The organism is Pseudoalteromonas sp. PAB 2.2, assembly GCF_001938575.1.
Taxonomy (GTDB): Bacteria; Pseudomonadota; Gammaproteobacteria; order Enterobacterales; family Alteromonadaceae; genus Pseudoalteromonas; species Pseudoalteromonas lipolytica.
In genome coordinates, this window is sequence record NZ_LYPI01000008.1 from 518,180 (window position 1) to 539,485 (window position 21,306).

Here is a 21,306-nt window from a genome sequence, read left to right on the forward strand (position 1 = left end):
TTTTATACTCATTTAAACCGTTAAGAATAACTTATACGCTTAGTATGGGGTGAAATGATTTTTTTAATACAATGAATGTATAACAAGACGTGACATAAGCTGAGAAAATATGAACCTTCAAATACGTTAACGAGTTCGTACTCTCGCGATGTTAGTGCGCAAAATAGTAAATAAGCCGCTCAGAGAGCGGCTTTCATGTCTTGGGAGATAACGTGTTGTTTAAAATCTGTAGCGTGCACCAATTGCGTAACGAGCGCCGTATTGACGAGCAAACAAAAACTGCTCTTCGTAACGGCCATAACCGCGCTCGGTTTCATTATTGAGGTTAATTCCCTCAAAGAACACCGTCATGTTTTCGTTTATATCGTAGTTTACGCTTAAGTCCCACTGCCCGAATGTGTCACCAAACTGTGGTGGTGCATCCGCTGAGCCTTGTGATTGACCAACACCAATCAAGTAAGCGTCACGCCATGCGTAGGTCACTTTTACCGACAAACCGTCTTTGTCATAGAAAGCTTGGAAGTTTGCAGAATTACTCAAACCTGGTAGTGGCGACTGTTGTGTTAGGCTGTCTACGTCAAATTCAACATCACCATCAACAAATGTCGCGTTCACACCTAAGCCAAAGCCGCTTTCACCAAACAAGTGCTGTATCGCAACCTCTACACCATCAACTGACTTACTGTCCGTGTTTTGCGGCTGGGTAATATTCCACACTATTAACGGGTCTGAACTACTTGGTTCTATTTCACCATCAGCATTACCATAGCCAAGGGCAATCATTTCGTTAAAAATGGCTTTGCTTGTGACTTGCTCATTACGCGCTTCAATAGCCGCAATGGCTTCTTGATAACGCGGCCCGTCTAAAATATCGTAAAGGCCATCGATTGTCGTTTCAGTGATTTGACGTTGAATAAAGTTATCCACGTCTTTTTTAAAGTAACCTACAGACGCATAACTGCCTTCGCCGTAGTAATATTCAATAGACACATCCAAGTTTGTAGACTCAAATGGCAACAGGTTCGTGTTACCTTGCCCACCCGTGCGAGCACCCGGTTTTGGACTGCCGGTCAGGCTTCGTCCACCCGCTAAATCGCCCAAAGGAGCTCGAGCCATCGTTTTACCCCACGAGACACGGCCAACGAGTTCATCGGTTAACTCTACTTTTACATCAATGTTAGGTAACCAAATATCATAATTGCCTTGTTCTTGGTAAAAGTTATCGGTGCCGCCAGCTTCATATTGCATGATCCACTCTGATTCACTCACCCAATTCACTTGTTGTTCAACACGTTGGCGTACCGTGCTGGTGACATCCGTTTCTTCATAGCGAAGCCCAGCATTAATTTGTACAAAGTGATTAGCGACATCAAATTCCCACAACGTATTCACGTAGACGCTTTGCGTTTTCTCTTCAACATAGCTTTCACTGTCAATGCCATCGAAAAAGGGATCGATTGAATAGTAGTTATCACCTAAAAGATCTTCGTTTAAGTAAGCGAGTTGACGGGCTAAAGCCTCTTCAAAACTGTAGGTATAGTAATAGTTCGGTTGTAAATCACTGCCTCCCCCCTCAAATTGATCTAACATGTCACCCGTTTCCTTGTAGGTGAACATGCCATCAGGAAAGATTTCTGTGAATGATGGGTTAAAGCCAGGACCCCCTCGCAAACCACTCCATGCAGTGAACCCACCCATGGTTTGTTTTGTATGTGCAGCACCAAATTTCACTTTTACCAATGGGATTTCAAAACGCTCATTAAACCAATGTGTATGCAACTGCGCTTGCTCAACGTTTGACTCACCCGGAGAGTAAATAAACTGGCTGAAATTTGAGTCAATCTCGCTTGGGTCTAGTACCGTAGTCCCGTTGTTCCAATTAACGTAAGCATGCGGGATCTCACCTGTACGGTAATCGTAAACCTTACTACGCAATTGATCTGAACCGAGGATGATTTGCCCCGATGAACCTAATCCGTCATCAGCACCGTTGTCTATTTCATTTTTAGAGTCGTGGTAGTCGAACTCTACTTCCCATTCATTGTTAATTTGCCACTCTAGGTTTAAACCAATTGAGCGTGCTTTAACTTCAGTGGTTTCTCGATTTGCTGTGAATGAGCCATCGTTGCCACTAATATCAGCGAATAATGCAGTACCGTTTTCATCCAGCTCATAGCGATTGATGTTACCACCGAACTCGTTCCAGATACCCCAACCAACGGTATTAACGCCTGTGATTGCTCGGCTTGCTGTGTAATCAAGCGTAGCAACAAAGTTATCAATGGGCGCATACTGCAAAGTCACTTGACCATTTGTACGTTCACGTTCGGCATCCGCAATGCTGTAGTTCATATCTTTCGGGAAGAAATGATTACCAACACGCTTACCTTCGCTGTCGACTGCACGCGGGTCGATAAATGCCCCCTCATCTAACGTCGGTAAATCGACATTGGCTTGCCAACCCTGAATATTGGCATTTTGCTGTTGAAAATCACGCTCTTGATGAGAAAACGATACCGCAAAACCAACAGAATCTTCAGCGTAGGTATTACTGTACATGGCAGAAAACTCAGGGGTTACATCATCACCTGCCTCGTTTGACGAATCGTGAATAGCCTTAATTGAGGAACTAAATTTTTCACCAGGGCTATTCAATGGGCGAGTCGTGATAATATTGACCGTCGCCCCCAAGCCACCACTTGGCACATCAGCTTGACCAGACTTAGCCACTTCAAGCGCACTGACTCCATCTGCGGCAATATTTTCAAGTGCGTAAGAGCGGGTATAACCCGTCCCCGGCATTTGACGTCCGTTTAACATGATAAGATTAAACTCAGGGCCAAACCCCCGTACTGTGATTTCACTCCCCTCGCCATTCGAGCGGCTGACAGAGACACCCGTTATACGTTGTAATGACTCGGCCAAATTGGTGTCGGGAAATTTACCCATTTCTTCTGCTGAGATGGCATCAATCACTCCCGTTGCGTCTCGTTTCATGTCCATGGCACGGATCATACTGCCACGAATACCTTTAATCTCGATGACTTCGATTTCTTTATCTACTTGCTGTTGCTCATCTTGAGCATACGCCATTGAGAGATTGCCAAACCCTGTTGTCAGGATCATTGCGATTGATACTGCAAGAGGTGTTTTAATTAATTTTGTGCTTTTCATGATTACCTGCTTTTGCAAAAAATTGTCATGTAAAATGGGTGCTGTTTTGTGTGCACCCTAGCCTGTTGTCAGATGAAATTATGGGTTTGTAATCACGGCATTATCGATACGATAGACCGCACCTTCTCCCATGCCCCACGAGGGAAATACCATGACAACGTCTATTGCACTAATATCAAGACCTGCACTGAGCAAGTCAGACAATGTATAGGTGTAAGTTTGCCATTCCCCGACCACAGGCTCGACGCCTTCTTGGCTAGCACTTAGCGCAAGCTCAACAGCTTGACCTGCATCATTCGATTCGATTTTGAACAACCACTGCGCATCTTGATTGCTGGCATTTGAAACCAGTTTCATTTCAAAACGAACAACCCCTTCAGAAACCATATGAGAAGCATCAAAACTCACGCCATCAGCAGCTAAAAAGCCCATAACAGTAGCTGTTGCACCTATTTTAAACTCAGCCACAGCACCATGCGCTTCATCATCCGTTTCAACTGTTGGTGTACTGCCTGCGCAGCAATCCCAAACACTCCATTGCTCAGCGACATTATCAGCAAATAATGTGAGATCAGACTGTGGTTCTGGTGCATAAATACGTGCATTATCTACACGATATACAGCCCCTTCACCTTGACCCCAAGCAGGGAAAATCATGATCACATCAATAGCGCTGACATCTAAGCCTGCTTGCAGCAACGTACTAATAGGGAAAGTATAGGTTTGCCATTCACCCGCAACAGGGTCAACCCCCTCAACACTGGTGTTCAGATTAACCTCCACAGCGGTTGTACCGTTGTCTGATTCAACTTTTAGCAACCACGCTGCCTCTGGTGTGCTCGACAGAGATATCACTTTCATTTCGAACTGCAACATCCCCTCGTCCACAAGCGCTGTCGCATCAAATTGTGAACCACTACCACCTGATGATGTCCGGTTGATAAAGCCCATAACTGTCGGTTGAGCACCGATAGAAAACTCTGCTGTTACCCCGTGAGCCTCATCATCCATGACTTCAATTGGCGTTGAGCCACCACAACAATCCCACAACGGCCAGTCAATGTTCGTTTCATCTGTGAATAACGTTAATGAAGGTAAAGAGGTCGATGCGCCGTTTGTAATTTCAACATTATCAACACGATAAACTGCACCCTCACCTTGACCCCATGCAGGGAAGATCATGATGACATCAATAAGTGACACATTTAATCCTGCATCTGCAAGTGCTTGCAGTGGAAAGGTGAAGGTTTGCCATTCACCGACAACTGGTTCAACACCTTCAGCACTCATGTTAAGGTTCATTTCGACTGCAGAACTGCCCTCGTCACTTTCTATTTTAAAAAGCCAAGGAGCATTTGGCGTGGCAGGTAATGACATGATTTGCATATCAAATCGTACGTAACCATCCTCCAACATAGCACTTGCATCATAAGGTGAAGCAACACCATTTTCGTCAGTGGTAAAGGCTTCACGACTAATAAATCCATTCACTGTTGGCTGCGCACCAATATTAAACTCAACTACTTCGCCACGCTCTACATCTTCAACAAGGGCGGGTGTAGAACCACCACAGCAATCCCATGCCGGCCAATTTGGATTGAAGCTACCATCAAAAATGGTCAGCGGCGTAACCGTGCCATCGCTTGGCGGCGTCGGGGCTGGTGCAGCACCTTCTACCAGTGCATCTTCTACGCTGTCATACCCTGGGCGGACAGTTTCACAGCCTTTACCCGTGTCTGGATTTTGAGCACACTCATAAACTCGTACATAATCAATTTCGAACGCTTGACCATTTTCGAATGCACTCGTATCTATGCCCGTCGCATTAACGTTTTCTGGCCAATCACCACCGACTGCAAAGTTTAATATCAAGTAAAACTCTTGATCATAGGGTGAAGCATCCCAAAATGTCGTTAGTTCACCCGTTGTTTGGTCGAAATATTCTGAATACCATCCTTTATGCTTTAGCGCTAGCGCTTCGCCGCTGGCGTTATAAAGCAGTTCAGACTTTCGCTGAGTCGCGTAGAGGTAGTCATCAACATACCAGCGAATTTCTCCCTCTTGCCATTCTATTGCATAGGTATGGAAATCATCTGCAGGGTTTGACGCCTGATCAAAGGTATACGCTTTGCCGCTTTGATCGTTATTTGGCCACTCTTTACCATAATGCAATGTTCCGTAGATGTTTGATTCTAGACCATCATCGGTAGGCACTTTAAGGTTCACGGCTTCAACAATGTCAATTTCACCAGAGCGGGGCCAACCGCCGTATACTTCGTCTGTGGGCATCATCCAAAAGGCAGGCCATGCACCTTGACCACTTGGCAGTTTAGCGCGCATTTCAAAGCGTCCGTATTTAAAATCAGCTTTATAGCGAGTATTTAGACGTGCTGAGGTATACGGTTTAGTCGCACCTTCCTCTGCGGGCAGTGCAACAATATTTAGAATGCCATTTTCAACAAAAGCATTATCTTTGCTGTCGGTGTAACATTGTTTTTCGTTATTACCCCCACCGGCACAATCAACTTCGAAGTTCCATTTACCATCGTCAATTGAATCGCCATTAAAGTCATCCTCCCATATCATCACCCAATCAGAAGTGGGTTCACTTGGGTTGATAGTGTCGATTTTTGTTTCTGTGGCAGAGCCACCGCAGCCAGCTAATGTCGCTACAGAAAGCGCCATCGCAAGTTGTGTTATGTGTGTTTTAATTCTGTTCATTACATTGAACCCTAACATGAGTGTTTGTTAGTACTCAGCTGATCGGTATAAGTATTTTTTTAATCAGCCAATTGTAAGCGCTTACATTTAAGAGCCAATAAAAAGCCAAGCAATGTAAGCGCTTACAAAAGCGTATGTCAGGGTTGTGAAAAGGTCAATAAAATATTAACAAAAATCGAACATTTGTGTCTTTTAAGTAGACAAAAAACACTCTAAAGGGCAGTGAATGCACTGATTAAGCACAAAAACACAAATACCTCATTGTCACAATGAGTAATAAACAACAAGAAATTAACATTTTTTTCTGTGTTTAATCTTCTGTTATCAGTATTTCTACCGAACTATTTTGTGTTTGCTGGTAATGCAAGCTGCTGGCTAGGACACGTGCAGCATTTTTGTAGGTAGCGCTAATTGATGCTGCATTATCTCGAGAAATTACCTGCCCCTGCTCCGAGCTTTCACGTATTTCAATCGCAAGAGGGATGTTGGCTAATACAGGCACACCATGGCGGTGGGCTAATTTTACAGCGCCATCTTTGCCAAATACATGATTGGGTTCGCCGCAATGACCACATAAAAAGTAACTCATGTTCTCAATAAGACCCAATACTGGAATATTGACCTTATTAAACATAGCAATCCCCTTTTGTGCATCAGCTAGGGCTAAATCTTGCGGTGTTGTAATAATTACAGCGCCACTAGCAGGTACTTTTTGACTCATGGTTAGTTGAATATCACCGGTGCCGGGCGGCATATCAACGATGAGGTAATCAAGTTCACCCCAATCGGTCTCATTCATAAGTTGATTAAGCGCCCCCGATGCCATGGGGCCTCGCCACACTGTTGCATCATCACTCGGCACTAAGAAACCAATTGATTGCGCTTTCAAATTATGTGCTTCAAATGGTAATAAGTTTTTATTATCCAGTGTTTTAGGCTCAGCACCCTGCAGACCTAAAAGTAAAGGGATCGATGGGCCATAAATGTCAGCATCTAAAATCCCCACTTTAGCTCCCTCTTGCTCAAGTGCTGAGGCAAGATTCACAGCCGTTGTCGACTTACCCACTCCCCCTTTGCCAGATGCAACAAGTACAATCTGCTTAATCTGCTTAATCTGCTTAAAGCAGCATTGGTTGGGTAATGACACCTCGGCGTCGATGCTCACCGATACTGAGAGCTTATTGCTAACAAACTCTTCGATTTGTGCTAATTCTCCCTTGCCAGCAAAGGGTAATTCCAGCTTAACCTTAAAGCTTTTGTCGGTATTTATTGTTATTTCTTTTACCCATTGGGCTTCAATCCCAATCGCAAATGCGCTGCTTCTATAAGCAGCTAACGCATCAAGTAGCGGTTCTTTTTCAGCCGATTTACCAGAGAATAATTTTGACAGTCCAAACATAGCAATAAAATAGCGTTTCTTTGATGAAAAGTGCTTCGGAATTATGTAACATTCAAGGCATTAAAACCAGACAATTAGATAATATCATTGCGTTGTTTTGTATATAGGCAACTCGCAATGAATTAAATAATGATATTCATGCATTTTTGCAACGAACTATCCTCAATTCGGAATGATTATGGCACAGCGAAAGATCCTGATTACTAGCGCATTACCTTATGCCAATGGCCCGACTCACTTAGGTCATTTATTAGAATACATCCAAACTGATATTTGGGCGCGTTTTCAAAAGCAACAAGGTCATGAGACCTATTACGTGTGCGCAGATGATGCTCACGGCACCCCCATTATGCTTAATGCGCAGAAACAAGGGATCACGCCAGAGGAAATGGTTAAAAATGTCAGTGTAGAACGCCAACGCGACTTTGCTGATTTCAACATAGAATTTGATAACTATCACAGTACCCACAGCGAAGAAAACAAGCAGTTAAGCGAGCTTATTTATAACCGCTTAAATGATGCGGGCCACATTAAGAAGCACACTATTTCTCAGCTTTTTGATCCAGAAAAAGGCATTTTCTTACCTGACCGTTTTGTAACAGGTACTTGCCCAACGTGTAAGTCTGAAGATCAAAACGGTGATAGCTGTGACGCATGCGGTGCAACATACAGCCCAACTGAACTTATCAATCCACGTTCTGTCATGTCGGGTGCGGAGCCTGTGTTAAAAGACTCTGAGCACTACTTCTTTGACTTGCCAGCCTTTGAAGACATGCTAAAAGAGTGGTTACACTCTGGCACTATCCAACAAGAAATGGCTAACAAGTTAGACGAATGGTTTGCAGATGGCCTGCAGCAGTGGGATATCAGTCGTGATGCACCTTACTTTGGCTTTGAAATCCCAGGTGCTCCAGGTAAATACTTCTACGTATGGCTAGATGCACCCATCGGTTACATGGCCAGCTTTAAGAACCTATGTGACAAGAAAGGCATCGACTTTGATGCGTTCTGGCGTGAAGACTCAGAAGCCGAACTTTACCACTTTATCGGTAAAGACATCATTTACTTCCACAGTTTATTCTGGCCTGCCATGTTAGAAGGGGCAAACTTCAGAAAACCAACGAATGTATTCGCTCACGGCTTTGTCACCGTAAATGGCGCAAAAATGTCTAAATCTAAAGGCACTTTTGTAAAGGCACGTACTTATCTAGATAATTTAGACCCTGAATACCTACGCTACTATTACGCGGCAAAACTTAACAACGGTATTACTGATTTAGATTTAAACCTTGAAGATTTTGCCCTGCGTGTAAATTCAGATCTGGTTGGTAAAGTGGTCAATATTGCAAGCCGTTGTGCTAGTTTCATCACCAAGAAATTTGACGGGAAACTAAGCGACACAGTGATGGATGAAGCGTTACTAAGTGAATTCCAAGCGGCATCAGACAGCATTGCTAATCATTACGAGAATCGTGACTATAGCCGTGCTATTCGTGAAATTATGGCGCTTGCAGACAAAGCCAACCAATTTATTGATGCTAAAGCTCCTTGGGTGTTAATTAAAGACGAAGCAAAACAACAAGAAGCGCATGACGTGTGCTCACTTGGTCTTAATATGTTCCGTGTGCTTATCACCTACTTAAAGCCTGTTTTACCAGGAATGGCTGCCAATGTTGAAACCTTTTTAAATGACGCATTAACATGGCAAGGTGTGCAAACAGCACTTGTGGGTCATGCTATTAATAAATTTAAACCGTTAATGCAACGCGTTGAAATGGATAAAGTAAATAAAATGATTGAAGAATCAAAAGAAAGCCTCGTCGCTGAAAAAGACAAGATTGATCCTAATAGCCCATTAGCGAAAGAGCCAATCAGCCCTGAAATCGAATTTGATGATTTTGCTAAAGTTGATTTACGTGTAGCGAAAATTGCAAAAGCAGAACACGTTGAAGGTGCTGATAAGTTATTAAAATTGACGTTAGATTTAGGTGGCGAAACTCGCCAGGTATTCGCCGGTATTAAATCTGCGTATGCGCCTGAAGACATCGAAGGCAAGCTGACCGTTATGGTAGCGAACCTTAAACCACGTAAGATGCGTTTTGGTATGTCTGAAGGCATGGTGTTAGCAGCAGGCCCTGGCGGCAAAGAAATCTATATTCTTAACCCTGATGAGGGTTCAGAGCCAGGCATGCGTGTCATGTAAGGTAAAACCTTATTGTAAAAAAACCGTTGTGTGCAAACACAACGGTTTTTTTATATTCGGCATTTATGTTGTTGGGCACGCGGGGTGTTCGGTTAATACTTGGGTAATAATTTGGCCAAATACTTGGTGCTGTTGCTCAGTAATAGGGAAAGAGGCGCTGTAAGAAAGCGTATCGGCAAGCTCTCCGGTAATAATTTCATAAAAGGTCATCGCAGTTAGCAAATGCCCAGCATCCGAGGCATGATTACCGTCACTATGGTATAGATTCACTTCTGGTAATCTTGCTATCGCGTTGTCCCACACTAAACCGATGGGCGCAACACAGCTCGTTTCTTTATCACTAATGGATAAATGTAACTTATAAACCGCTTCACCTTCTTTACTATCCCCCCTTTGTGGGTGTTCAGGGAATAGAATTGGCGTGATTCCCAGCACTTTTGCATTCGCAATTAGACGCTCGGTTTCTGCCGTAGAATAATTTACAGATCCCGATTGAGAATACTTTTGCCCTTGAAAAATCGCATGACTCCACTTGTTTTGTTTTAGCTTTTCGATATTCCCGGGGGAGTTAACTATTTCATCCAAAAAACGGCCACTCACCGTGAGGGTCACAACCTGACTATTACTTAACTCACTCGAAATTAACTGCTCAAGCAAGGTCGCAAGTTTTGCGCTATGACTATTGCCATAAATGATAATGTTATAATCAGCACTTGCGCTATTATCAACAATGCCGGTGCTATTATTAGGAAGTGAGCTGTCAGGCTCGGTTGCGATTGGGTTTTCAGTCTTTGAACTCGAACCACATGCAACTAACCCAACAAAACTCATCAATAAAAAGTAAACAATAAAAGGCTTAAATCGTTTGCTGTCCGTCACTGATTATTCCTTATTTAGACGTATTATTTTTCATGTAGTCAATATTGAGACACAAAACGATAAATAGCCAATTATTATCTGACGCTTACTCACACTTAACTATTTCATCTTCAGGGTGCTAAATATAAATCTTTAAGAAACCGCTCTTTGCGGGGTAAGTAATGATCATCATAATCAAGCGACACCAGCACCCTTTCTGCTTTTCCTAACAGCTCACTACGCGGCACTAAACCGATTACACGCGAGTCTGCACTGTTATCACGGTTATCTCCCATCGCTAAATACATATCTGCAGGGATAACCACTGGCGCAAAATGCTGCATCACAGAGGGGGTCTTCGACACCTGAATTGCATGTTTAATACCCGCAAGATTTTCTAAATACGTTTGCTGTCCTGCTTCATCATCCACTAGCGAGTAATCAAGTACTTGACCATTAATAATCAATTTATTATCAACTAAAGTAACCGTATCACCCGGCACAGCAATCACACGTTTGACTAAGCGGTTATTAGCAGCAGTTGAATCAAATACAATGATATCGCCCGCTTTTGGCTCATCAAGGCGCACCAGTGAGATATGACTAAATGGTAACCGTAAATCATAGGCCATTTTATCGGTTAAAATGCGGTCTCCTTCAACAATTGTCGGTTTCATAGACCCTGTGGGTACTTCATACCAATCGGCAACAGCACTCCTAAATACACTCATTAAGCAGATGAATACAATCAATGAACGGTTATTTTTCCATACGTTAGCAAGCCAATTCATATTCGTTCCTTGTGTTGTTAGTTTCATTAAGAGTCTTTGCCGTTCAAATTAGTTCTTAGCTAAATGTAACGAAATACTTCAAAGATAAAAATATCATACATGGTGTTAAAAATATTTGACACAACCAGCAATGAGTAGTTTACTTAACACTAAGTCAAATATTTTTTACACTGGATGATAAAAGATGAGCTACAAAGAACTGACAATTTGGGGCACGTTGGGAGTGACTATTGGTTTGTTAATTTATTACCTTACTGGTATTAACTCATTACAAACAAACGGAAACCTAAGCCAAGATACAATGGTTTCTTACTTATATAAGGTCGTAATTACTGCGGTGATACTCGAAATTATTATGCAATCAGTGCTTGCAGGCATTAAGCACAAAGAAGCAGATTTAGGTGATGATGAGCGCGATAAACTCATTGAACTTAAAAGCGCTAAGCTTGGCCATTGGTTAACTTCAGCAATTATTTTAATGTGTGTATTTTTAGCCACTCAGATAGAGCGTGTATCTGGTCGCATGTTATTACCTGAAGTTTCAGATTTATATAATATAATGCACTACCTCATTATAGGCTTTTTGATCAGTGAGATTATCACGACAGCCAGTAAGGTGTATTTCTATCGAAGAGACAGCTAATGAAAAAACAGCTCAGTAATACTATTCGAGAATTACGATTTCATCACGATGAAATGACGCAGCAAGCTCTGGCCCAAGCCGTCGGTGTTTCAAGACAAACAATTGTCGCCATTGAAAAAGGCAAATATTCCCCTTCACTTGAAGTGGCTTTTAAGATTGCTCAATTGTTTGATAAGAAACTCGATGACGTTTTTTCTTATCAATAGCACGCTTGCAATAAAAAAGGTTAGCATGCAGCTAACCTTTTCTATTCTATTTAAGACTGTTGATTTTTAAACTGTGCTTTCGCTTGTTCAACTTCGTCATTACTGATACCTACTGACTCAGCCGCTTCTTTTATTAAATGCGGTTGTGTCATAACCAACGCCATCAGTTGTTGAAGTTTTTCGGGCGGGATCCCGAGTTGCTGAACTAAGCCCATAGCCATCATTGGGTTTTCCATAAATGCTTGAAAAAGCTCACGTACTTTTTCGTCACTCACGTTATGCTCTTTCAGCATTGCGATAATTGGGTTCATACTAACCTTGATTAATTTACTGCTAATAAGCTCAATAATGTGGGCAATTTTTCGTTATTCAACCAGTAGCACCACTTTACCCGAATTTTCATTATTATCTAAAATGCGGTGAGCCTCAGTTGCATCCTGCCAATGCAGGGTTTTATATATATTAAAGTCAAATTTACCCGCAGCGAGTTCGCCATAAAAGCGAGCTATAAACTGTGCTTTTAGTTCACGTTTAAAAGCAATAGAGCGGTTTCTAAGTGTAGAAGCATGAAATGAAATACGTTTACTCAGCAAACGTGCGAAATCAACCTCAGCAAAGCGCGCATCTAAAAATGCCAACATCACAATTTGGCAATCCATTGCAGCAACAGCAGCATTTTTATTTAAATAATGCCCTGCAACGGGGTCGACAATTGTATTTGCTTGTAACTGATGTGTCTTCATATACTCCACAAAGTCGGTGGTTTTATAATTTATACAGTGATCGGCACCCAACTTTTTTGCATGCGCGCATTTTTCATCGCTCCCCGCAGTAATGACTACCTGAGCCCCAATAGCTTTTGCCATTTGAATAGCGGCACCACCCACACCACTTGCACCAGCGTGTATAAGTGCGGTTTGCCCAGCTTCAAGCTTGCCAAATTGAAATAACGCCGAAAATGCAGTGAGATAAACTTCGCTCACCGCAGCCCCTTCTGCCATACTCATTGAGTCAGCAAGCGGCATCACCTGTGCTGCATCTACCGCAACATACTCACTGTATGCGCCTCCGGCACACAAAGTAAAAACGGGTTTATTAAGCCAATCAACCTCAACGTTTTCACCTTGTGCGACGACAGTGCCTGCACACTCTAGACCTAAAATCTCACTGTCGCCTTTAGGAGGTGGGTATTTATCTTGCCTTTGTAAACAGTCAGCACGATTAACGCCTATTGCGGCGACCTTAATCAGTACCTCATCGTGTTTAATATTCGGCTTTTCAATTTCTGCAAACGTTAACTGTGAATTTTCATGCTTAATATAACGCATAACACCTTCTATTTAATTCGCTGCCAGATTTCAGCTTCCACCAATTTACCATTTTCATATAAAGTATGATGCCATAAATCACCGTCTACTTTGTAATCAAATGCCATGGTTTTACCTTGTAATGAAGGCACATTACCATAAGAAAAAGTCTCGATAAATTGCTGGTCTTGCAAAACATATTTGCCGCCACCCGCATAATGAAAATTGCCATTTTTCTGCGTAATATAACTAAAATGAGTATCGGTAATTAGCTTTACCGAGGTTAATTCGGGTGCTTTTGCCGTAACATACCCTTCCTTTGTCGCATACTTTCCTTCAACAAACTGCCAACTCCCCACCAGCGGGTTCGCATTCGCGAATGAGGCTAGCAACAAACTTGAAATGCCGAATATTTTTAGCATAGTGTACTCCCTTGATTGTTCGTATTAGCATACGCCAATACCGGATCCCGATGAAGGACTACGTGGTTGAGATTTTTTCACCCCTGTTTTGCTCTCATTTCACTAAACCGCCACGATTGTTTATACGGATACACATCCAATAATTGTCCCTCATTAATAGCCGCTTGCAGTCGCTGCCACATAGCAACACTGAAAATGTCGTGATGCACAGCATTAAAAAATGAAAAAGCCGTTTTATTTGCACTGAAAAATACCTTGAATTGGCTCGGAAACACATCGTTTTCAGCAATATCAAAGTAACTCTCGCTGCTTAACTCTTCTAACGAGTCAGCACTTTTTGGTAACTCTCGAAATTGACACGCCGTCATCGGGCAAATTTCATCGTAATCATAAAACACCACTCTTCCCCAGCGGGTCACACCAAAGTTCTTCATCAACATATCGCCTGGAAAGATATTTGCACCTGCCAGCTCTTTGATAGCTTTACCATAATCAATCATAACAAGTTCAAGTTTTCGTTCATCACACTGATTAATATATAAATTAAGCGGTGTCATTTTCCGTTCAACATACACATGACGCAAAATAAGCGCATTACCCGATATAATTAAACTGTCGCCAATTTGGCGCTGCATCGTAGTGAGTAATTCTTCACTAAATCGACTTAAATCAAACGCTAAATAACGAAATTCATGGGTATCAACCAAGCGCCCCACGCGATCGGCTTGCTTTACAAAGTCGTATTTCACCATGACATGTTGTTTAGTGGCGGTTTTTGGTGCGCTAAATTTATCTTTAATCACTTTGTACACATAATCAGAGCCAGGTGTCGTAAATACCAACATCACCATGCCAGGCGTACCTGGGGCAATAATGTATTTATCATCAGGAGGGCTATTTTTAGTGGTATCAACTTTATAGCGATAAAACTCGGTTTTGGCATGCTTGATAAATCCTATCGCGTTAAATAACTCAAAACGTTGCTTATGGGGCATCAGCACGCTGAGGTAATCAACGTAACGCGCAGGTTGGTCGGTGTCGACCATAAAGTAGGTTCGCGCAAACCCAAATAGCAGACTAAGTTGATCGGCGCCCATCATGACGGCATCAATGTGCAGCCCTTTTTCACTATTTAGTAAGGCTATGGCAAACGGCATATTATCACCGTTTTTAGCAATGCATCGCCCAATGATGTAACACGCTTTATTTCTAAAAAATAATGAATTAGCGTATTCGATATAACCATCATTCAGTGCTAGCAGCTCATAAACCTGTGGGCACTGTTTTTTTGCTCCTGCGATTAAAGTACGCTGCAACATGTCAATATCATCAGTGAAATGTGCATAATCGGAGCGAAAAACATGACGACTCACAAGGGTTTTTATCGCATTTTCAAAACCACTTTGTAACGAGATCCGACTTACCAGAGAATCAAACGGACGAGGCCCTAAGCGATACCGTGCCTTTAAAACAAACAAATGAACATTACGGATTTTACGTGAGTCCCAAATAGCCCCAAATGTAGAGTTGAAAAACGTATGTGCAATGGGCTGGTTTTCGTGATTTTGCACCATTTCTGCATAAATTTGTTTTGCTAATAACCACAGAGCAGGATCGTTAACTTCGCTGTAAGCTATGATCTTTACTGCTTCACTTACTTTTTTTACTTGGCCTTCGTAAACCTTTAACCGTAACTTCATTGCTGTTTGCACTTGATGCCATTGACGTTGTTCAAACCGGCTTTGTGCCCCTAAAGTGATATTCAAAAACTCTGCAAACATGGCCTCAAACCCTGCATACACTGCGCGGGCTAGTTTCGTGGCAATAATATTCTTTAGTTGTTCCGACTCTGTTTTTTTACGAAAAATTGCATCGTGTTGAGGCATTATTGATATCACTTATGCTGATTATTTTAGTTGCCGTGTTTACACACAATAGCAAGCACGCTTTAATTTAGGTAATTAATAAAGATAATAAATAAGATTGATCAGATGAATATTAGGCACGTCGACCTAAATCTATTGGTGTATTTAAATGTACTGATAGATGAGCAAAATGTATCAAAAGCAGCCAATAAACTTGCCTTAACGCAGCCTGCGATGAGCAATGCATTAAAACGGTTACGTGATTTATTTGACGATCCCTTGCTCGTTCGAGCCGCTGGCACAATGACACCCACAGCCAAAGCGCTGAGTCTCAAGCCTGAAATTGAAGCACTGCTAAAAATGGCCGAAGAAATAACGCAACCAAGTGAACTGTTTGACCCAAGCACTGCAAATATAACGTTTCGGATCATGGCAAATGATTATCTAGAATCAACCTTAATAGCCCCTTTTATCACCCAACAACTGGCGAAAAGCCCCGGCCTTAATTTTGATATTTTGAGTCCAAGCGACGTCAACTTACAAGATATGGAAAAGGGCACAATCGATTTAGCTATAAACCGCTTTAATGGTTTACCCCGTTCATTTCACCAAGCCAGTGTCTGGCGCGATAACTATTGCTGCTTAAGTCACCCTGACAATCCTTATCTACAACAGCAAACGCTTGAGAACTACCTTGCAAAAGAGCATATTTGGGTAAATAGGGCTGGCTGGGGGGTTGAAGCAGCGGTGACTAATAAATCCGGAAGTCAAAAATTAGGCTGGGTAGATGAAGCATTATGGCAGCTCGAACAAACGCGTAATATTCGTGTATTCACTCGCCATTACATGGTCGCAAGCTTGCTCTGCCAATCGCCTAAATTGATAGCCACGCTGCCTCGTCGTCAAGCGATGTTGCTCGCAAAACACACCGATTTAGTCATAAGTCCAGTGCCATTTCAAATTGTTCCCATTGAAGTAAAAATGCTGTGGAGTCCATTATTACACCATGCAAACCCGCACCAATGGCTGCGTCGAGAACTATTAGCTTTTGCAAATACAGTGGCCGACAGGTAACAAATTAACAATATTGATAAAATCAATATCAGTTATTGAAAACAACAATTTCATTAATAATGAGTGTCAGGCTAGAGTGAAGTTAAGCACATAAACAAAGAGAACTTGATATGGAAACTTCAGCACAATTCACTCAACAAGACGGCCTTTACATTAATGGTCAATTACATACTCTTATTGAACAGCAACTTTGTAAAAAAAGCGAAATTGCGTGTGACGAGATATACCAGATTCTTGCAACACTGGTTGATGAATTTGGGTGTCAGTGTCGTAAAACGAAACACCAAGCAGATGATGTTTTACCAACCGAAACACTGTTAACTGCCTACAGCTCTGTACGCACTCATCCACATTGTCATGTAGATGCTCAAACGACGCCGGCGGTACTTGATGAGTATTGCTGCCAAGTACCGGCTATTTTAGTAGTTGCTCTTATGGATACGCTAACAGGTATTACAAGCGACGAGCCTGGTGCAAAGCACATTTACCAACGTGCCGCAGCACTGACAGGTAAACCATGCGTCTACGCCATTAATAGCGCACACGCTGCTTAATATGCGCATTACTTTGAGTTACTTATTCGAGCGATGATGCTTTTTGCAAAATCACTGCAATTAAGCATCGTCGCACCGGTGACATAGTCAGCCAAATCAAAGGTAAGCTCTTTTGCCAATAATGTTTCTTCCAGAGCTGACTCAATTTTTTGTGCAGCCTCCTGCCACCCCATAAAACGCAGCATCATTACTGCACTTAAAATACTACTGCTTGGGTTCGCCGTGTTTTCACCCGCTATCCGGTTAAAAGTGCCATGTGTTGGCTCAAAAAAAGCCACCTCATTATTTAAATTTGCTGCTGGCATTATACCAACGCCACCGACTTGTGCAGTCAACATATCGGCCAAATAATCACCATTTTGATTGGTGGTTACGACTACATCAAATTGTTCTGGTGTAAGCAACGCCTGCTGAAGCATATTATCGGCAATCACTTCTTTAATGACTAAATCGTCCTGATTGTCACGCTTTACTAGCAACCAACGGCCATTCTCATGGGCAACAGCATTAAACTCTTGCTCTGCAACCGCAAAGGCCCAGCGTTTAAACGCCCCTTCTGTAAACTTTAATACATTCCCTTTATGCACCACAGTTAAAGATTTACTTTGTTGTTTTAGTGCATAATTGAGTGCATATCGCATCAAACGCTCGGCCGCTTCTTTTGAACTATTTTTAATGCCAAGCCCACACTGGGTATCAAAACGTAATCGTGTCACCCCCATTTCTTGACATAAAAAGTCGAGCATTCGCTCGTTGTCAATACTGCCAGCTTGCCATTCAATACCCGAGTAAACATCTTCTGAACTGTCGCGAATAACGGTTATGTGGGTTTTTTCAGGCTCTTTTAATGGTGAGGGTAAATGCGGATAACTGCGGATAGGCCGCATATTAACGAATAAATCCATTTCATGGCGAAGTGCGACGTTCAAAGAACGAAAGCCCCCACCCAAAGGAGTGGTTAGAGGACCTTTTATGGCAATTTTAAATTGCCTTACGGCATGGAGTGTTTCTTGTGGAAACCAATCTCCGTCGTAGAGTGCGGCCGCTTTTTCACCGTTAAACACTTCCATCCAGTGAATCCGACGCTCTCCTTGATAAGCCGCCTCAATAGCAGAATCAACGATACTTCGCATAACGGGGCTAATATCTTGCCCAACACCATCCCCTTCAATGTAAGCGATTACTGGATTGTCAGGAATACACCACTGGCCATTTTTATCGATGGTGATTTGTTCACCCTGCTCTGGCACTGAAATATGTTGATACTGCATCATAACGTTTTAGCAACTAGTCGGTTGAATATGCTTTGTGAGTATCTATTAATACCAAGATTTGTCTGCACTGTCTGCGTATGTATGGAAATACCCATTATTCAAATCATTAATGACACACTTTGTCTATTTCGTCTTCCATGGCCTTGAATAGCGAGGCAAACAACTGCGTGTCTAGCGTTACGGTGTCATTTTTTAATGCACTATCAACAGCAAGTGCTTTGATATAAAGCGTCTCACACTCAAACATGTTGGCTGCGCCCTTTAACATGTGCACATTTCGACTTAAGCCTTCGATATCCATTTTTTTATATTGCGTACGCATATCGGCATATTGATTTTTAAGTCCTTTGATATAGTCATCCTTAAGCAGTTGGAATTCGTGTTCAGGTAGCTTTATATCAGCCAACTCATCGCAGTCTAGGTAACTGGCAATTTTATGACTAAATGCATTACGGTCTATGGGCTTTGCAATTAAATCGGTGAAACCTTGGTTCATGTAACGCTCTACCTCATGCTTCATCGTGTTCGCGGTTAAAGCAATAATGGGCACCGAGATCCCCGTCGCATGCATCATTTTCAGTGCTTCTTGACCATCCATAATTGGCATTTGAATATCAAGTAATATTAGGTCAAATGTGTTCTCAAGCGTTTGCTGCACGGCATCTTTACCGTTTTCAACCGTTGTGACTGTTAGCCCCATACGCTCTAAAATACGTGCAAATAAACGTCTGTTGTCAGGGTGATCTTCAGCGAGTAACACCCGACCTTTTAAATTTTCTGGCGCATCAAGTTTACTAAACGGAGAGGTTTCGACTAATCTAACTTCACTCATATCATTGAGCCAACGCGTATTGTCTGTTGTGTACACAGCGATTGTTAAAGTAAACTCACTACCTGAGCCAACGTAACTTTTTACACTGATATCACCATCCAGTTTTAGCGCTAAACTTTTAGAAATATTAAGACCCAAACCTGTGCCACCATACTGACGAGAAATACTCGAATCCGCTTGGTAAAAGGCACTGAATAACGACTTTTGTTCAGAATCTGTCATGCCAATACCGGTGTCTTTCACACTGATCGCTAAGGTATTATTCTCACAACTCACCGTAAGCGTTATTCGCCCAACCTGAGTAAATTTTAGTGCATTGGTCGTCAAGTTTAATAATATTTGCCTTAATCGGCTAGGATCGGTCACGATGTAATCAGGCAGAGGGAATTGATAATCAACGCTAAATTTTAAGCCTTTATCACGTATTTGCTTACCAATAAGTGATTCAATATTCGCTATCGTGGCAAATAAATCGGTTTCAATTAGATCAATTTCAAGCTTATTCGCCTCTATTTTCGACATATCCAAAATATCATTAATAAGGCCGAGTACATGGCGACTATTTTGTAAAATGACACCGATGCCATGATTTCGTTCATGAGGCTTAATATCACCAAGCATAATGCCATCAGCATAGCCAATAATCGACGTCATGGGTGTGCGTATTTCGTGGCTAATATTGGCTAAGAAGCGACTTTTAGCTTCATTTGCGTCTCGTAATTCATCGGCTAATTCTTCAAGTTCAAGTGTTCTTAACTGTACTTTTTGCTCGAGATTTTTATTAAGCTCAACATTATCCTCATGCAACAACCTAAATTTATCAGCGACAGCAAACGCTAGTAGCATAGCATCCATCGCGGTGCCAATCAGTCCTAATAAATATAAATTCATCGACGTGGCAGGCAATAATCCTAAGTTTGTAAGATTACCCACCATGTTAGGCACCATCATGGCAACATAGGCCAGTACAAAATAACGTGCAGGTTTGAAGCCAATCAACATACAACGTACACCGATATACAAGCCTAAACACAAAGCGACACCCGTTACTAATGTTGACCAATAAAAACCAAAGCTAGGCCACACAACACAAAATGGGATCCCCAATGTTGCGATAACCCCGACAGTCAGAGACAGCTGCGATAATTTCGGAAACGTTTCCTTTAACTTAAGGAGATTATTGTAAAATAAAATGTTGGTCAGTGGCGTGAGTGCAAAACCTAGCCAATGTAAGTGCGGGTTATAATACCCAAACAATTGATCCGAAATATGAAAGAAATGACTCCATGCGAACACCCACGAAGCGGTGAATAAAGCATAATATAAATGCGTGACGTCTTTAGACACTAAATAAATTAACAGGTTATACAAACCAAGCGCTATACCGACCCCAAAACACAGCATGATGATTACATTTTCGAGCGTGATAATTTCGAAATAATCTTGATACGGCGTTAAGATTAACTTTGCAGGAGTATAAAAATAATCGCTTTCAAAATGTGTGATCAACGTATAGCGCTTGCCTTTTTCAAGGTTTAGGCGGTTTCCATAGTGAAATGCAAATTGGTTTTTTTCGACGCCACCTGTCACAAAACTTCGTACAGGTTGAGAAACATCGGTTAGGTCATAAATCCGACTTTCTATTTTTGAAACCAAGGTATTGTAGGGGTACAGGACAAGGTCTTCGATATCACTTTGATTTTCTATATCGACAATCAACCAGTAACCGCCCCCAATCGAACTGATACGTGATTGTGGCCTTTTTGTGGCACGCCAGCGTTTAATATCAGCCGCAGATTGAGGAAATCGATTGTCTCTCGCAGCTAATATTTGCCCGACATCATGTAGGTTCTGCTCAAAAGATGCGTCTGTATATATAAACGCTTGTTCGGCGCACACTGAATATGTTGAATAAAATAGAAAAAGCAAACTGCCTAAGAATAGCTTTAACCGCATTCACAGCGCCCCTAATAAACAAAAGTC

Annotated in this window: 16 protein-coding genes; 5 read left to right on the forward strand and 11 right to left on the reverse strand. The window is 42.1% G+C overall.

Features of this window, described 5'->3' with window-relative positions; genetic code table 11:
* Nucleotides 1-219: 219 nt before the first annotated feature.
* The 3 genes from BWD47_RS06370 to apbC all read right to left on the reverse strand — a co-directional run bounded on the left by BWD47_RS06370 (nucleotide 220) and on the right by apbC (nucleotide 7,294).
* Nucleotides 220-3,126, reverse strand: a complete 2,907-nt coding sequence (locus tag BWD47_RS06370; protein ID WP_371915638.1) for a TonB-dependent receptor — start codon at nucleotides 3,124-3,126, stop codon at nucleotides 220-222.
* Nucleotides 3,127-3,252: 126 nt separating this feature from the next.
* Nucleotides 3,253-5,895, reverse strand: coding sequence for a glycoside hydrolase family 16 protein (locus tag BWD47_RS06375; protein WP_075593656.1), 2,643 nt, complete (start codon nucleotides 5,893-5,895; stop codon nucleotides 3,253-3,255).
* A gap of 310 nt (nucleotides 5,896-6,205) precedes the next feature.
* Complete coding sequence (apbC, locus tag BWD47_RS06380; protein ID WP_075593657.1) at nucleotides 6,206-7,294, reverse strand: iron-sulfur cluster carrier protein ApbC; 1,089 nt, start codon at nucleotides 7,292-7,294, stop codon at nucleotides 6,206-6,208.
* A 178-nt stretch (nucleotides 7,295-7,472) separates the two neighbouring features.
* Between apbC and metG the strand changes: the two genes are divergently transcribed.
* Entirely contained in the window at nucleotides 7,473-9,497 is a 2,025-nt protein-coding gene (gene metG, locus BWD47_RS06385; protein ID WP_075593658.1) for a methionine--tRNA ligase, read from the forward strand.
* Between the two features lie 63 nt (nucleotides 9,498-9,560).
* Here the strand turns inward: metG and BWD47_RS06390 are convergent, their stop codons facing one another.
* Complete coding sequence (locus BWD47_RS06390; RefSeq protein ID WP_256719242.1) at nucleotides 9,561-10,376, reverse strand: hypothetical protein; 816 nt, start codon at nucleotides 10,374-10,376, stop codon at nucleotides 9,561-9,563.
* A 110-nt stretch (nucleotides 10,377-10,486) separates the two neighbouring features.
* Complete coding sequence (gene lepB, locus BWD47_RS06395; protein ID WP_075593659.1) at nucleotides 10,487-11,146, reverse strand: signal peptidase I; 660 nt, start codon at nucleotides 11,144-11,146, stop codon at nucleotides 10,487-10,489.
* Between the two features lie 184 nt (nucleotides 11,147-11,330).
* Between lepB and BWD47_RS06400 the strand changes: the two genes are divergently transcribed.
* Complete coding sequence (locus BWD47_RS06400; RefSeq protein ID WP_036968948.1) at nucleotides 11,331-11,789, forward strand: hypothetical protein; 459 nt, start codon at nucleotides 11,331-11,333, stop codon at nucleotides 11,787-11,789.
* Entirely contained in the window at nucleotides 11,789-11,995 is a 207-nt protein-coding gene (locus tag BWD47_RS06405; protein ID WP_075593660.1) for a helix-turn-helix transcriptional regulator, read from the forward strand. Before BWD47_RS06400 ends, BWD47_RS06405 begins: the two co-directional genes overlap by 1 nt.
* 50 nt (nucleotides 11,996-12,045) lie before the next feature.
* Here the strand turns inward: BWD47_RS06405 and BWD47_RS06410 are convergent, their stop codons facing one another.
* From BWD47_RS06410 to aceK, 4 genes are all read right to left on the reverse strand, one after another.
* Nucleotides 12,046-12,306, reverse strand: a complete 261-nt coding sequence (locus BWD47_RS06410) for a DUF2999 family protein (RefSeq protein ID WP_036968953.1) — start codon at nucleotides 12,304-12,306, stop codon at nucleotides 12,046-12,048.
* 54 nt (nucleotides 12,307-12,360) lie between these two features.
* On the reverse strand, nucleotides 12,361-13,323 hold the full coding sequence (locus BWD47_RS06415; RefSeq protein ID WP_036968955.1) for a zinc-binding dehydrogenase: 963 nt from the start codon (nucleotides 13,321-13,323) through the stop codon (nucleotides 12,361-12,363).
* 8 nt (nucleotides 13,324-13,331) lie between these two features.
* Complete coding sequence (locus BWD47_RS06420; protein ID WP_036968957.1) at nucleotides 13,332-13,724, reverse strand: hypothetical protein; 393 nt, start codon at nucleotides 13,722-13,724, stop codon at nucleotides 13,332-13,334.
* 77 nt (nucleotides 13,725-13,801) lie between these two features.
* Entirely contained in the window at nucleotides 13,802-15,610 is a 1,809-nt protein-coding gene (aceK, locus tag BWD47_RS06425) for a bifunctional isocitrate dehydrogenase kinase/phosphatase (protein ID WP_075593661.1), read from the reverse strand.
* A 105-nt stretch (nucleotides 15,611-15,715) separates the two neighbouring features.
* Here aceK and BWD47_RS06430 point away from each other — a divergent pair, with 105 nt between their 5' ends.
* Nucleotides 15,716-16,663 (forward strand): LysR family transcriptional regulator, encoded by a 948-nt coding sequence (locus tag BWD47_RS06430; protein ID WP_074988326.1) that lies wholly within the window; start codon nucleotides 15,716-15,718, stop codon nucleotides 16,661-16,663.
* A gap of 110 nt (nucleotides 16,664-16,773) precedes the next feature.
* Nucleotides 16,774-17,217 (forward strand): hypothetical protein, encoded by a 444-nt coding sequence (locus BWD47_RS06435; RefSeq protein ID WP_074988328.1) that lies wholly within the window; start codon nucleotides 16,774-16,776, stop codon nucleotides 17,215-17,217.
* 8 nt (nucleotides 17,218-17,225) lie between these two features.
* On the opposite strand, the gene icd is transcribed toward BWD47_RS06435, so the two are convergent.
* Nucleotides 17,226-18,488 (reverse strand): NADP-dependent isocitrate dehydrogenase, encoded by a 1,263-nt coding sequence (gene icd, locus BWD47_RS06440; protein WP_074988384.1) that lies wholly within the window; start codon nucleotides 18,486-18,488, stop codon nucleotides 17,226-17,228.
* Between the two features lie 109 nt (nucleotides 18,489-18,597).
* Nucleotides 18,598-21,279 carry a 7TM diverse intracellular signaling domain-containing protein gene (locus tag BWD47_RS06445; RefSeq protein ID WP_074988330.1) on the reverse strand — a complete coding sequence of 894 codons (2,682 nt, stop codon included), beginning with the start codon at nucleotides 21,277-21,279 and terminating at the stop codon, nucleotides 18,598-18,600.
* Nucleotides 21,280-21,306: the final 27 nt, after the last annotated feature.

Excerpts from the sequence above, each read along its gene's own strand:
- BWD47_RS06370 (WP_371915638.1), bottom strand. The coding sequence starts at position 3,126 with ATGATCCTGACAACAGGGTTTGGCAATCTCTCAATGGCGTATGCTCAA.
- BWD47_RS06375 (WP_075593656.1), bottom strand. The coding sequence starts at position 5,895 with ATGAACAGAATTAAAACACACATAACACAACTTGCGATGGCGCTTTCT.
- apbC (WP_075593657.1), bottom strand. The coding sequence starts at position 7,294 with ATGTTTGGACTGTCAAAATTATTCTCTGGTAAATCGGCTGAAAAAGAA.
- metG (WP_075593658.1), top strand. The coding sequence starts at position 7,473 with ATGGCACAGCGAAAGATCCTGATTACTAGCGCATTACCTTATGCCAAT.
- lepB (WP_075593659.1), bottom strand. The coding sequence starts at position 11,146 with ATGAATTGGCTTGCTAACGTATGGAAAAATAACCGTTCATTGATTGTA.
- BWD47_RS06400 (WP_036968948.1), top strand. The coding sequence starts at position 11,331 with ATGAGCTACAAAGAACTGACAATTTGGGGCACGTTGGGAGTGACTATT.
- BWD47_RS06405 (WP_075593660.1), top strand. The coding sequence starts at position 11,789 with ATGAAAAAACAGCTCAGTAATACTATTCGAGAATTACGATTTCATCAC.
- BWD47_RS06410 (WP_036968953.1), bottom strand. The coding sequence starts at position 12,306 with ATGAACCCAATTATCGCAATGCTGAAAGAGCATAACGTGAGTGACGAA.
- BWD47_RS06415 (WP_036968955.1), bottom strand. The coding sequence starts at position 13,323 with ATGCGTTATATTAAGCATGAAAATTCACAGTTAACGTTTGCAGAAATT.
- BWD47_RS06420 (WP_036968957.1), bottom strand. The coding sequence starts at position 13,724 with ATGCTAAAAATATTCGGCATTTCAAGTTTGTTGCTAGCCTCATTCGCG.
- aceK (WP_075593661.1), bottom strand. The coding sequence starts at position 15,610 with ATGCCTCAACACGATGCAATTTTTCGTAAAAAAACAGAGTCGGAACAA.
- BWD47_RS06430 (WP_074988326.1), top strand. The coding sequence starts at position 15,716 with ATGAATATTAGGCACGTCGACCTAAATCTATTGGTGTATTTAAATGTA.
- BWD47_RS06435 (WP_074988328.1), top strand. The coding sequence starts at position 16,774 with ATGGAAACTTCAGCACAATTCACTCAACAAGACGGCCTTTACATTAAT.
- icd (WP_074988384.1), bottom strand. The coding sequence starts at position 18,488 with ATGCAGTATCAACATATTTCAGTGCCAGAGCAGGGTGAACAAATCACC.
- BWD47_RS06445 (WP_074988330.1), bottom strand. The coding sequence starts at position 21,279 with ATGCGGTTAAAGCTATTCTTAGGCAGTTTGCTTTTTCTATTTTATTCA.